The following is a 13187-nucleotide window of genomic DNA, read 5'->3' on the forward strand; positions in this document are numbered from 1 at the left end:
GGCTCCCACCGCGCGGCCCGGCACTGCGACCCTGCGACATCGTCGAAGCCGCCTCTCAATCACCCTCCGGGCAGCGGGCATCCGCTGCCCGGAGGCGTCCCGCCAGCGTGTGCGCACCCCCTCCGGAATCCGCCACGGTCTTCAGCTGCCGGTCGAGGTCCGCACGGGCGGTCAAGGACATCACCCATCCGAGCGGAGCCTGGGCTCCGGGGCCCCGGACATTCGCGAAGCGCAGGTAGTTGCGGCAGCCGAAGGCCTCGTAGACACGCTGGCGGGCGTTCGCGTCCTTGGTGGCGGCGGCCTGCCGCAGGCTCTGGACAGGGACCGACAACTCATGGGGGCGTCCGGGCGCCGCCGTTGCGGCCACGCTGTTGTAGCCGTTGTCGATCTGTACGAACACCAGCCTGACCTTGTGGGCCGGCGGTGCGCTCAACGGGCAGGCAGCGGGCTTCCTCTGGTGGTACACCATCGCGTTGCCGCAGTCCACCAGCTCCTTGAGCTCCTGATGGAGGTCGATGGCCGTCAGGCTGCCGGTGCCCTCCACGTAGCCGCCGTCGACCACCGACATCGAGGCATCCGTCCCACATTTTCCGGCGGTGAGCCGGCCGGAAGGAGTGATGTACGGAAAGCGTGCCGACAGCATCGCCGCGGTGGAGCGGTTGATCTCCTGCGGGGCGCAGAGGAATCCACCTCGGACATCGATGAGGGTGGGCCCGCCATCGTTCCGCTCGCCGGGACTCAGGTCGCTGGAGCTGGTTTCCTCAGGGCGCCGGGTGCAGGAGGTCGGACCGATCGGCCGGTCGAAGGCCCCCAGCTGGACGGGGGCCGTGAGGACCCGGCAACCGCTCTCGACGGCCGTGCCGTTGAGGAGGGCGAGCGGGGTCCAGGCGGTCCCCGGCTGCTGCCAGGTGGCGTAGAAGGAGCCTGCCAGCTCCCCCTGGCTGCGCTCCCAGGACTCCTCCATCACGGCAGCCCGGTCCTTGCCGGGGAATCCGATGAACGAGCGCGGCAGGTCCACGAACGTCATCCAGGCCAGCGCCCCGGAGAGGTGGTCGGTGCCGAAGACCCGCTCGTGACTGTGGGGGTCGGCCTTCCGGGGGCGGGACAGCCAGGAGACCGCGCCGAGGCTTCCGCCGGAGATGCCGCTGACCGCGAACACCGGCGCGCGGCCGTCCGTCCGGGCGCACCCGGAGCCCTTGGGCGGCTCGACCGGCGTCGGCGGGAACAGCTTGTCCAGAACCCCGCTCGTCCAGTACGCGGCGCGGATGCCGCCGCCGGACGCGGCAACGACCACCAGCGGCAGACGGCCTGCCTGCGGGGCGTTCGCGCAGTTGGCGGCCAGCCACTTCTCGAACTGTCCGGCCAATTCCCGCGAGGGGGCCAGCGGGGCCCTGCTTTCTCTCACCCGCACATCGTGGTTGCCCGTCGTGTCGAGGACTGCGGCGAGCACGAACCAGGCGAGGAGGAGGGTGAAGGCCGGAGTGCGGGACAGGCCGAGGGCCCGGAACCCGGCCACCGGCGTGTTCAGCTCCGCCCAGCGCTGCATTTCGTTCAGCACGACCAGCGCGAGACTCAGGAAGAGTGTCACGACCGCGAGGGGTCCGACATGGGAGGGCAGGAACCCGCTCCGTCCCCAGGTCAGCGTGGAGAGGCACACCACCGCGAAGACCGCGCACCCTCCAGCGAGCAGGAAGTACAGTCCTGACCGGCCGTTGCCCGCGTCAGGCGGTTGGGCCCAGCCTTGGTTTCCGCCCTCGAACCCGTTCAGGATGCTCGGCATCGCGATGCCGAGCACGACGCTCCCCGCGCCGACCACGATCAGCGCGATCGCGGCAGAGCGGCGCGGGCCGACCACCGCGGTGGCCACGGCCGCCCGAACGGCGAACACCCCGAGAACGACGAACGGTAGTGCAGCAACGCGGCGGGCCGTTCGCCGCAGTGCGTCCCGCCGTTCGCCTTCGGGGATCCCGGCCCGGTCGTCCGCGTCCGCTCTCGCGGCGGTGAGCCCGGGCTCACCGCCGCTGGGCCGCCGCAGCCTCGCACCCGCCAGCAGAGACAGGACGAAGACCAACCCGAGCAGGGCTGCCGGGGCCCACAGCCTGTGCCAACTCGCCCCCAGGAGCAAGCCCAGACAGGCCAGGGCGAAGGCAAGGACCAGGATGGTCAGCTGGCGCACGGGCGGCCGGCCCTCGTCATCGGTCAGGACAGTGCGGTGCACGCTGCGCCAGAGCAGCAGCGAGAAGACGAGTACGGCCACCGGAGTCCACACCGCGGTGCCACAGTGATCCAGCAGGCCGAGCAGGGCGTCCTGCACCTGGTCGGTGCCCGCCCCGGTCAACAGGATCAGCAGGACGGCCGTGACGGCCAACTGGAGGCGGACCGGGACCACGTCCTTCCAGCGATACCAGCCCCGGCAGACCCTGCTGTGGACGGTCAACATCGCCAGGAGCAGCACCGCCAGGAAGACGGCCGCCCACTTGACGATCGCCGCGAAGCCCGCGATGTCGTTGAGGAGATCGATACGGTATGGGGTCAACGACTTGAGGGACAGCGCGAACTGACAGGCGTCCTCGACGAGTTCCGATCCCACCAGTAGCGCCACCAGCACCCACAGCCATGGACGGGCGGTGGCCCTTTCCAGTGCGGTGGCCGTCGAGACGTTCGCATCGGCGACAGAGGGCGGGATCCGCCGCAGATACGACATGACCCGGACGAACAAGAACGTGTACAGAGCAACCAGGCAAAGGTCCAGGACGACATACGTCCGCATCAGCAGCCGGGCCTTGGCACCGAAGGGACCCGCCTTGATGTGGTCGTGCGCCGAGGCGTTCTCGAAGGCCTTCACGCACTCGCTCACCCGGTCGAACGGACCCGGATCGCCGTTCGCTGCGCGGGCGGTGGCGGCGTCCTCCGCGTTCGGGATGTCCTGGGTCCACACGCACCAGGCCGTCCGCCGGTCGTTGCGTACGTCTCCGGACAGGGTGTCGATCCGGAATTGCGAGCCCAAGGTGGCCGCCGGATAGCCGGGCGCCTCGATCCTCCCGAGAGCACTGTCCAGCTGGAGCACCGCGACGATGAGCAGGAGCAGGAGAACCACCGCGCCGGGCAGCCACCCCCTTCGCCACGCGGCCCGAATCCAGGTGAACAGGGCCATGGGCACCTCTTGGTCGTCGTCGCGCTCGGCTGTCCGATGGCCTCAGTCTGGCGGCGAAAACGGTGGAATCAAGGATGAAACACCGAGAGACGTCACGGACGTGGCGCGGTCTCGCTGTGGTCCTCGTGCGCGGTAGCGCGTCCACCCGATCTGCGCGGTGCGCGCAGTGCGTGGAGTCCGGCGGCGGCTGTGCCGAGGCACAGTGCGGTGGCGCTGTACGCCAGTGACGTGCGGACGCCGATGACGGCGCCCAGGAGGCCGACGGTGAAGCCGCTGCCGGCGCGCAGGCCGTTCGCGGACATGCCGTAGACGCCGAGGACCCGGCCGCGGTCGGCGGCCGGTGCGAGCAGTTGAACGACGGTCTGGCCGATCGACATCGAGGCGAGGTTGGCGACGCCGCCGACCAACAGGAGCGCCAGGGCGAGGGGGTAGCTGGTGGTGAGCGCGAAGAGGATGCTGGTCACGCTGTAGAGGACGGTGCTGAGGACGGCGGCGGCCACACGGGGCCTGACCCAGCCGGTGGCTTCCAGCACGATGCCGCCGATGACGCCGCCGGCGCCGTTGGCGAAGAGCAGGACACCGTAGGCGGTGCCCGCGCCGCCGGCCCCCAGGTCGTGGGCGAAGATCGGCATTGAGGACTGTATGGACGAGCCGACGAAGAACGAGCCCAGGCCGGCCAGGATGATCATGCTGACCAGGGTGGGGTTGGATCCGACTTCCCGGAGTACACGCAGTGATTCGAGGGCTCCGACCCGGGGGCGGCTGTGCCGGTCCCGGGTGTGGCCGGTGAACTTGGTGCGGAAGAGGAAGAGCGTGAGCGGCAGGTAGAAGGCGATGTTGGCGAAGATGCCGGCGGTCGGGCCGAGCCCCAGCAGCAACGCCGACCCGATCACCGGCCCGAACAGCACACCCAGGCTGCGGAACGTCGCGTTCAGGCGCACCGCACTGGGCAGTTCCGACGGGCCGACGAAGTCGTGGAGCATCAACTGCTCGCCCGGACCCCACAGTGATCCGGCCAGGCCGTGCAGGACGAGCAGCACGCACGCCTCCCACATGTGCAGCGTGCCGGTGAGGAACAGGATTCCCCAGGCGGCGGAGACGCCCATGAAGACCACCTGGGCCACCTGGATGACGCGGCGGCAGTCGTAGCGGTCGGCCAGCGAGCCGAACCACATCGAGAGCAGCAGGAACGGCACCCAGTGGCTGATCACCTGAAAGCCGGTCAGCGCCGGTGAGTGGAACGTCTGCCAGAGCACCCAGTACGTGATGACGTGTTCGATGTTGTCGGCCATCATCGCCAGCATCGAGCCGAGGAGGTAGGGCCGGCAGTCACGGTTGCGCAGGGCGGCGAACCGGCGGGACGTGTTCGCCGGGGGTGGTGGTGCCGCGACCGATGGTGCTGCAAGCGACGGTACGGCGAGCTCCGCGTCGGGCGCGGTCGCTTCCCGCTCGGATATGTGGGTGGAGATTCCGCAGGCGGCACACATCCTCGGTCTCCTCCTCTCGGGATCGGCCCACCGCGGGATCGCGGCGGAACGGGTGAGCGCCGCGATCACCCGGTGAGCGGGTCGGCCTGTACGGGGCCCGGGTCGGCCTGTGCAGGGGCCGGGTTCGGCCTGTACGGGGCCCGGTTCGGCGGATTCCGTTGGCCGGGACCATGATCCGTCCCGTGGGACGTGATGATGACAGCGGGGTACCGCCGGCGGCTATCGGCCCGGTGGTTGTCCGCTCAACCGCCGTTCAGAGGCGGCAGCTGATCTCCATGCCGTCCTCGACGGGGAAGGTCACGCTCTGGTAGCCGTTCGCCGGCGTGCGCACGTACTCCAGGTACGGGCCCAGGGCGGGCAGGTCGACGTCATCGGCCACGACGAGGGTGCCGGGCTTCAAGTGCGGTTCCAGTAGCCCCAGTACGGGAAGACAGAGGTCCTTCCAGCCGTCGAGCAGGACGAAGTCGGCGGGGACGCCGAGCCGGCCGAGGGTGTCGCGGGCGTCGCCCTCCAGCACGGTCACCACGTCCTCCAGGCCGGTCCCGGAGAAGGTGAGGCGAGCTGCCGCGATCTTGGCCTCGCTCAGTTCCGTGGTGACGACGCGCCCGGTGCCGTTGTCCCGGACTGCGGCCGCCAAGTACAGCGTGGAGATCCCGAAGGACATGCCGAACTCGACGACGGTGGCCGGCCGGATCGCCCTGACCAGGTTGTAGAGCAGTTGGCCACCCGCTGCGGAGATCGGCATGTAGACCTCGGCCACGGCGTCGGCGTGCTCCTGCGGTGTCGGCCATCCGCGGTCGCCGTGCCGCCCGGCCATGATGCGGGCCACGGTCGCGTCGTCCTGCGCCGCCTCCGCGAACATCCGGCGCAGGGCGGCCTCGACACGGGGGTCGGTAAGGGTGCTGGTGTGCGTCATGGTTCTAGGCTAGACGCACCGTTGCGTTGCGTCTAGGGCGGAGTCTATCCTGGGGCGAAGCACAGGCGGCACAGCAGGCTCGGCAGAAACCGCCGAGGAGAGCACCGCCGAGGAGGACACCGTCGTGACGAGCAGTGGCGTGGCGGGCAGTGACCTGACGGGCCGAGTCGCAAAGGGCGCCGCAGCGGACAGCTCCGTCGGCACCGCGGGCCGGGGCCACCACGGGAACCGTCACGGGAGGAGCGCGAAGGCCCGGCAGTCGGTACTGGAAGCGGTCGACGACCTGCTCGCCGAGAAGGGGTTCGCGGGCGTCACGGTGGAAGGCATCGCGGCGCGTGCCGGCGTGGCCAAGCAAACGATCTACCGCTGGTGGAACACCAAGACCGACATCCTCATGGAGGCTTTCCTCCAGGACGTGACCGAGGAACCCGCCCCGCCGGACCACGGCGACGTCGCCCGCGATCTGCGCGACCACCTGAGCTGGCTCGCCGCTTTCCTCAGCCGGTCCGATTCCGGAGCCGTCCTCAAGGCACTGATGGCCCAGGCACAACTCGACCCGGTCTTCGCCGCCGACCTCCAGGACCGGTACCTGGACGAACAGCGCCGCCGCGACCGCCTCCCCCTGGACCGCGCCGTGGACCGCGGCGACCTGCCCGCCGGCCTGGACGTCGCAGCCGAGACGGACCAAATCGTGGGCCCCGTCTACTACCGCTTCCTGGTGACCGGCGAACCGATCGACCGCGCCTTCACCGACCGGCTCGTGGACGCCTTCCTTCACCGCGCGCACTGACTCTGCGCGCACTGACACCGCGCGCACTGACACCGCGCGCACTGAGCGGACCGCGCGGACAGCACGGGCTGAGGCCGCAGAACACAGCCTCCGCTAGACGGTTCCCGACCCCCGACCCCCTTGCGGACAGGGGTCACGGGGCGGCCAGTTGGCTTCCCTCAGCGCCGCGATCGCGTGCAGGGTCTCATCGGTGCAGGCGGCCAACAGGCCCCGGGGAGCGCGGACGCTCCACAGATTTCCCGAGCGGGGTTCGGCTCTACCCAGAGGGAGCGGACGCGTGATGTCGGTGACGTCCTGGATGACCACCGCACCGTCGGACCGTGCGGCACTGTAGCTGCGGCCCATGCACTTGAGAACCGTGGGCCGCGAGGTGATCTCATCGAGCCCCAGGCTGCGCATCCCTGACTCGGCTTTCGCTCCAGGAACCAGACCCAGCATCACGCCGCCTCCATTACCTTGTGTGATCGACTGGTACCTCATAGTAGTCGCCACGAATTGGCCGGACGCATCCCCCGCGTGCTCGCCCGTCCACGACGCCTGCGCGTGAGTCCACGCCCAGGCCCGTGGTGACCGACCCTCAGGTGGAGAGCCGATCCGACGCGTTGCCCCTGGCGAGTGCTTCGTTCGCCGCGCCCACGGCCGCCTCCCGGTCGGCAGGAACCAGGCCGGTGCGAGTACGGCGATCCAGGAGGTCGGACGCGTCCAGTGCTCCTTCGTGGAGCACCGCCCAGACCAACTCGGCTGCTGTGACGGTGTGGCCGGGGGCGACGGGGGTGCGGAGTTCGGGTTCAGCGGCGCCCAGGGCGTGGACCGCCGGTGCCTCGATTCCGTAGCGCTCGATCAGGCGGGCGGGGGCGTCGAGCGTCGTCAGGGTTCGCGGCGGCGCCGCTCCGACCAGCGGAATGGATGCGGTGCGGCACGGTCCGGCGGCGAGGCGGCGGGTGGTGACGGCGGCGTCCACCGCGTCCTGGGCCATCCGCCGGTACGTGGTGAGCTTGCCGCCGACGATCGTCGTGACGCCCTGGGGCGAGGTCAGCACCGCGTGTCGGCGGGAGATGTCGGCGGTGCGATCCGGTCCGTGGGAGCCCGGCTCCGAGGTGGTGATGTCGAGCAGCGGACGCAGGCCGGCGAACGCGCCCACGACATGCGTACGGTCGAGGGACACCTCGAGAGCTGATCCCAGGACGTCGAGCAGGAAGCCGATGTCCGTCTCGGGCACGTCCGGGACATCCGGGACCGGTCCCTCGATGGGCTCGTCGGTCAGTCCGACGTAGACGCGTCCGTCGCCCTGCGGCAGCACGAGGGCGAAGCGGTTGCTCTCGCCGGGAATCGGGATGTGCATCCCGGCGGTCATCATGCCGAGGTCCTGGGATCGCAGCACGAGATGGGTTCCGCGGGACGGGCGCAGTCGTACCTCCTCGACGAGACCGCCTGCCCATACTCCTGCCGCGTTGATCACGGCGCGGGCCCGTATCTGCGTTTCCTCACCGGTCAGTTCGTCCCGCACCCTGGCTCCGGCGCCGGTGAGCTCCAGCGCACGGACACGGGTCAGGATCCTTGCGCCGCGGGTCGCGGCGGTGCGGGCGAGAGCGGTCACCAACCGGGCGTCGTCACTCAGTTGGCCGTCCCAGGACAGAAGTCCGCCCCGCAGCCCGGACTGGCGCAGAGCGGGGGCGAGATGCCGGGTCTCCACCGCGGACAGATGGCGGGGGGCGGGCAGGGCGCGGCGGGAGGTGCCGGCCGACGCGCGGAGCAGGTCACCCGCTCTGAATCCGGCCCAGGTCAGTGCGGCCTGCTGCCGTGTGACCAACGGTGTCAGCGGCAGAACGAAGGGCTGGGCGTGGACGAGGTGCGGGGCGGTGCGCTCCATCAGCACCCCCCGCTCGACCGCGCTTTCGTAGGCCACGTCCAGCTGGCCGGAGGCGAGGTAACGCAGGCCGCCGTGGATCAGCTTCGAGCTCCACCGGGATGTCCCGAAAGCGAGGTCGTGGGCGTCGATCGCGGCCACCGACAGGCCGCGGGACGCTGCGTCGAGGGCGACGCCGGCGCCGGTCGCACCGAGCCCGACGACCAGGACGTCGACTTTCATGCCGTCGGCGACCTCGGCCAGTTCCCGGGACCGGCGCCCGGCGTTCAGGGAGGAGGAGGCTCGGGCCGGACGGGGCAGCGGGTGGGAGCTCATGGCGTGAGGGTCCTCTCCAGGATCGTCCGCAGTTCATCGTCGAAAGCTGCCGCGGTCAGGTCGGGGTCGGTCTCGTCGGACATCGTGCGCAACGAAAGTGTGAAGGCCTGGGCGATGAGCAGCAGGGAACGGGCCTGCCGGACCGGGTGGTCCGCACGGACGGATCCGTCGGCGTGCCCTTCCCGCAGGGCCGCGACGAGGAGCTCCAGCAGTGCGTCCTGACTGGCCCCCCGGCGGTCGAGCACATACGGGAGCAGCAGTTCGGGATCGACGTCGATGATCTTGTGGAAGAGCGGATGGGCGCGGAACGCCCGTACGCCGGCCGTCAGGCCGTCGACCAGCCGCACGAGGGTGGGAGCCGAGGGGTCGTGCCCGGGCAGGGCGTCCGTTGCGACGGCGACCCACTCGCGGGTCATCAGGTCGCCCACGAGTGTCCGTACGTCCGGCCACTTGCGGTACAGCGTCATACGCGAGACCCCGGCACGCCGGGCCACGTCGGTCAGGGTGGTCCGGCGAACGCCGACGGCCAGAACGCAGTCGCGTGCCGCGTCGAGTACAGCGCTGCTGTCCGAGTGCTTGTGACGAATGGGCGTCATCTGTCACAGTGTAATGCCAGCGGGGGCCGAGGAACACAGCGCCCGCGGATCCGATCGGTAAGGAAGCACTGATGGTGGACATGTTGTGGAGTGGCTGGGGCGACCCGGCCAAGGCGGCACCGCTGCCCGACTCAGCGCTCGGCCTGCTGCGAGACCTGCTCGGCGTCAAGCCTCGAAGCACCGAGGCAACCGTGCTCGGCGACATCGTCGTGCCGGAGTCCGGCCTCGGTGCCGAGGCCCGCCGGGCTCTCGCCGACTGCCTCGGCGACCCGGCCCAGCTGCGGACCGACGCGGAGACCCGGATCCGGCACACCCGTGGCAAGTCCACCCCCGACCTCCTGCGGATCCGCGCCGGCGAGGTCGACGACCTACCGGATGCCGTGCTGCTGCCGGGATCCCACCAGGACGTCCTCGACGTTCTGCGGGTCTGCGCCGAGCACGGCGTGGCGGTGGTCCCCTTCGGCGGCGGCACATCGGTGGTCGGTGGACTTGCTCCCACCGGACCGGGCCCCTTCGTCGCGCTGGACCTGCGCCGCCTGGACGGCCTGGTCTCCGTCGACGAGGTCTCCCGCACCGCGACCCTGCAGTCCGGGCTCCGCGCACCGCAGGCGGAGGCACTGCTCGCCGCACACGGCTTCACCCTGGGGCATTTCCCGCAGTCCTACGAGTGGGCGACCATCGGTGGATTCGCCGCGGCCCGCTCCAGCGGGCAGGCGTCGGCCGGCTACGGCCGGTTCGACGAGATGGTGCTGGGCCTGACGGTGGCCACGCCTGAAGGCACCCTGGAAGTGGGCCGTGCGCCCCGGTCCGCCGCCGGCCCGGACCTCCGCCAGCTGATCCTGGGTTCCGAGGGCGCGTTCGGCGTCATCACCTCGGTGACCGTACGCATCCGACCGGTCCCCGTGGTCAAGGTGTACGAGGGCTGGAGATTCGCCACCTTCGAGGCCGGCGCAACCGCACTGCGCCGACTCGCCCAGGACGGCCCGCTGCCCACCGTGCTGCGCCTCTCGGACGAGACGGAGACGCTGGTCGGACTGGCTCAGCCGGACAGCATCGGCGGACAGCCGGCCGCCCCCCAGCCCGCCGGCGTCATGGCCGTCGCCGGGTACGAGGGCACCGCCGAGGACACGGAGAACAGGCGCGCCCAGGCAGCCGCCGTCCTGCGCTCCTGCGGAGGCGAACTCGTGGACGCGGCCGGCGAGAAGTGGGCCCATGGCCGCTACTCCGCGCCCTACCTCCGCGACTCGCTGCTCGACGCGGGTGCGTTCGCCGAGACCCTGGAGACCGCGGCCTTCTGGTCCCGCATCCCGGCCCTCTACGAAGCCGTGCGCAAGGCGCTCAACGACACCCTGACCGCGGCGGGAACCCCGCCGCTCGTCATGTGCCACATCTCCCACGTCTACGAGACCGGCGCGTCCCTCTACTTCACCGTGGTCTCGGCCCAGGGCGAGGATCCGGTCGCCCACTGGGCACCGGCCAAGCGCGCCGCCAACGACGCCATCCTCACGGCCGGCGGCACCATCACTCACCACCACGGCGTGGGGACCGATCATCGCGACTGGTACACCCAGGAGATCGGCCCGCTCGGGGTGCACGTCCTGCAGGCCGTCAAGGCGGCCCTCGACCCCGCGGGCATCCTCAACCCCGGCATCCTGCTTCCCATCCGCTGACTGGTCACTCATGCCTTTCGGAGGCACTCTCATGCGACAGTTCACAGCGGTCGTCAACCCCACCGCCGGGGGCGCCACCGGAACAGCAGCCCTGCTCCCGCTGGCCCGCCTGCTCCGGCAAGCGGGAGCGCAGCTCGACACGCAGTACAGCCACAGCTTGGAACACGCGCGGGAAATCGCGCTGAAGGCAGCCGAGCAGGGGCACATCGTCCTCGCCGTCGGCGGCGACGGAATAGTGGGCTGCGTCGGCGGCGCCCTCAGCGGCACCGACGCCGTCCTCGGAATCGTCCCCGCCGGCCGCGGAAACGACTTCGCACGAGCCCTCGGTCTTCCCAACGAGCCCCCGGCGCTGGCCAAACTGCTCCTGAAGGGCACACCGCGCCGCATCGACACGATCGCGGTCGAGTCGGCGGCCCACACCAGAACCGTCGTCCTGGGCAGCGTCTACGCGGGCGTCGACGCGCTGGCCAACCGTCACGCCAACACCTCACGCCTCCTGCGGGGTTCCGCCTCCTACTACGCGGGCGGCCTGCGCGCGGTGGCCACCTGGTGGGCTGCCGACTTCAGCATCACCGTGGACGGCGTCTCCCGCGAGCGACGCGGCTACACGGTCGTGGCGGCCAACTCCGCCTACTACGGCTTCGGCCGCCTCATCGCCCCGGACGCGCGCCTCGACGACGGGCTGCTGGACGTCGTCATCATCCGCGAAGCGCCCAAGCGCCTCTTCTTCACCATCATGAACGAACTCAAGACCGGCGCGCACATCAACCGCCCCGAGATCGAGGTCCTCCGTGGCAAGGAAGTCCGCATCGTGGCGGACCGCGAAATCCCCTTCGGCGCGGACGGCGAGGTCGACAACATCCTCCCCATGACGGCAAGGGTTCAGCCCGGGGCGCTTCGCGTCCTGTGCTGATGCGTCGCTGACGCACCGTGCGGGGCGCTCGCACCGATGCGTTCGGCCGGGGCCGGTACGGCCCCGGCCGAACGCATCGGTGCGAGCTCCTGCGATCCAGGGCGGTCGGCGGAGCAGGAGGCACTCACCTGCGCTGAGCCAAACCCGGGTACGTGACGACGAGACCGTCGGCGTCCAGAGTGAGATCCGCCCGGTACGTGCCCGAGGCGTAGCGCACGCGGTTCGCGCCGAGGTGGGTGTAGGTCTGTCGGTTGGGCTGGACCGTGAGGTCCGGGACACGGATCCAGGCCATCAGGAAGTCCTGCTCGCCCGGGACGCGGTGCAGGGCATGGCGCAGCACCGGCATGGTGTTGGTCAGCGGGGACAGGCCGAGGTCGCAGTCGAGCGCGCTGCCCAGGTCGGGCGCCGGTTCACCGTTCACCGTCCATCGTCCGTCCTGGGTGCCACGCAGGTCCAACTCGACGGTCCTGCTCGCCATTTCGGAGGTGGCCCGCAGTCGGCGGGTCACGAAGTCTTCCGTGGTGTCGAGTTCGTACGTGATCCAGTAGGGCTCGGGCACTGTGCCGACCACGCGGCCACGTGCCCGCAGTGAGGTGTCGTCGACCTCGATCCACGCTGTCTCGTAACCGTCGCTCTCGCTGACCGCCCAGGTCAGGACATGAGATGTGGTCATCGTTCCATGCTAGCGAGAGGCGGTGACGGCCTGCCGGTCGTCAGGGTGTCGAGGCGGGCCGCTGCCGCGTCCAGGACGAGGTCCAGGGTTTTGGTGTAGGCGCTGCGGCCCATTTCGGCCTGCAGCAGGCGCGTGGTGGCGGCGATGTGGGGGTGGGTGGTGCTCGGCAGGGAGGCGTAGGTCCGCTCCCAGACCTGCCGCTCGGCCTCCCGGGCCTGCGGCGGGAGCGCGGCGCTGGCGGCGTCCAGGGCCGCGTAGGCCAGGCCTGTGTCGACGAAGGTGTGGTACATCCGGACCGCCTCGGGGTCCGGGAAACCGCCGCGGCGCAGTACGCCCAGGATCGACTCGATGGCGAAGGCCTCGTGCGGCCGTCCGGTGACCCGGTAGGCCGCCAGCATCGCGGCCTGCGGGTGCTCGAGATAGGCGGAGTGGATCCGCAGGCCCAGTTCGCGCAGGTCGGCGCGCCAGTCGCCGACCGGGGCCCAGCCGGCGAAGGCCTGGCCGATCAGCTCGTCGGCGACGGCGAGCAGCAGGTCGTCGGTGTTGCGGAAGTACCGGTAGAGCGCGCTGGGGTCCGCGCCCAGTGCCGCGCCCAGCCGCCGTACGGTCAGCGCGGCCGATCCGTGCTGGCGGATCAGCCGCAGCGCGGTCTCGACGATCAGTGCTTCGGACAGCACCGTGCCCTGCTTCGTGGGGCGGCGGCGCGGCCGCGCGGTCCCGGGGATCTGCCGGTCGGTCATGGCCGGAGCTTATGTCAACACCATTGACGTGTTAAGAGCCCGCAGGATTGCATGTCGCTCCAACCC

The 13187-nt window shown here is 70.6% G+C and carries 10 protein-coding genes; 3 read left to right on the plus strand and 7 right to left on the minus strand.

Annotation, left to right across the window (positions count from 1 at the left end):
- Positions 1–55: 55 nt before the first annotated feature.
- From C8250_RS06970 to C8250_RS06980, 3 genes are all read right to left on the minus strand, one after another.
- Entirely contained in the window at positions 56–3154 is a 3099-nt protein-coding gene (locus C8250_RS06970; protein ID WP_138355487.1) for a hypothetical protein, read from the minus strand.
- A gap of 92 nt (positions 3155–3246) precedes the next feature.
- Positions 3247–4641 (minus strand): MFS transporter, encoded by a 1395-nt coding sequence (locus C8250_RS06975; RefSeq protein WP_138355488.1) that lies wholly within the window; start codon positions 4639–4641, stop codon positions 3247–3249.
- 253 nt (positions 4642–4894) lie between these two features.
- Positions 4895–5557, minus strand: a complete 663-nt coding sequence (locus tag C8250_RS06980) for a class I SAM-dependent methyltransferase (RefSeq protein WP_138355489.1) — start codon at positions 5555–5557, stop codon at positions 4895–4897.
- A gap of 124 nt (positions 5558–5681) precedes the next feature.
- On the opposite strand from C8250_RS06980, the gene C8250_RS06985 reads away from it, so the two are divergent.
- Entirely contained in the window at positions 5682–6347 is a 666-nt protein-coding gene (locus C8250_RS06985) for a TetR/AcrR family transcriptional regulator (protein ID WP_244809002.1), read from the plus strand.
- A gap of 577 nt (positions 6348–6924) precedes the next feature.
- On the opposite strand, the gene C8250_RS06990 is transcribed toward C8250_RS06985, so the two are convergent.
- Together C8250_RS06990 and C8250_RS06995 are read right to left on the minus strand one after the other, a co-directional pair.
- Positions 6925–8529: a glycerol-3-phosphate dehydrogenase/oxidase gene (locus C8250_RS06990; protein ID WP_138355490.1), complete on the minus strand. Its 1605-nt coding sequence runs from the start codon at positions 8527–8529 to the stop codon at positions 6925–6927.
- A complete protein-coding gene (locus tag C8250_RS06995; protein WP_138355491.1) occupies positions 8526–9125 on the minus strand; it encodes a TetR/AcrR family transcriptional regulator in 600 nt (199 codons plus the stop codon). The genes C8250_RS06990 and C8250_RS06995 overlap by 4 nt, the downstream gene beginning before the upstream one ends.
- Before the next feature lie 74 nt (positions 9126–9199).
- Between C8250_RS06995 and C8250_RS07000 the strand changes: the two genes are divergently transcribed.
- Together C8250_RS07000 and C8250_RS07005 are read left to right on the plus strand one after the other, a co-directional pair.
- Entirely contained in the window at positions 9200–10795 is a 1596-nt protein-coding gene (locus tag C8250_RS07000) for an FAD-binding oxidoreductase (protein WP_138355524.1), read from the plus strand.
- Between the two features lie 31 nt (positions 10796–10826).
- Positions 10827–11708, plus strand: a complete 882-nt coding sequence (locus C8250_RS07005; protein WP_138355492.1) for a YegS/Rv2252/BmrU family lipid kinase — start codon at positions 10827–10829, stop codon at positions 11706–11708.
- A gap of 124 nt (positions 11709–11832) precedes the next feature.
- On the opposite strand, the gene C8250_RS07010 is transcribed toward C8250_RS07005, so the two are convergent.
- Positions 11833–12381 (minus strand): putative glycolipid-binding domain-containing protein, encoded by a 549-nt coding sequence (locus C8250_RS07010; RefSeq protein WP_138355493.1) that lies wholly within the window; start codon positions 12379–12381, stop codon positions 11833–11835.
- Positions 12378–13121 (minus strand): TetR/AcrR family transcriptional regulator, encoded by a 744-nt coding sequence (locus tag C8250_RS07015; RefSeq protein WP_138355494.1) that lies wholly within the window; start codon positions 13119–13121, stop codon positions 12378–12380. The genes C8250_RS07010 and C8250_RS07015 overlap by 4 nt, the downstream gene beginning before the upstream one ends.
- Between the last annotated feature and the right edge of the window lie 66 nt (positions 13122–13187).

It is taken from the genome of Streptomyces sp. So13.3 (assembly GCF_005860785.2).
GTDB lineage: Bacteria > Actinomycetota > Actinomycetes > Streptomycetales > Streptomycetaceae > Actinacidiphila > Actinacidiphila fildesensis.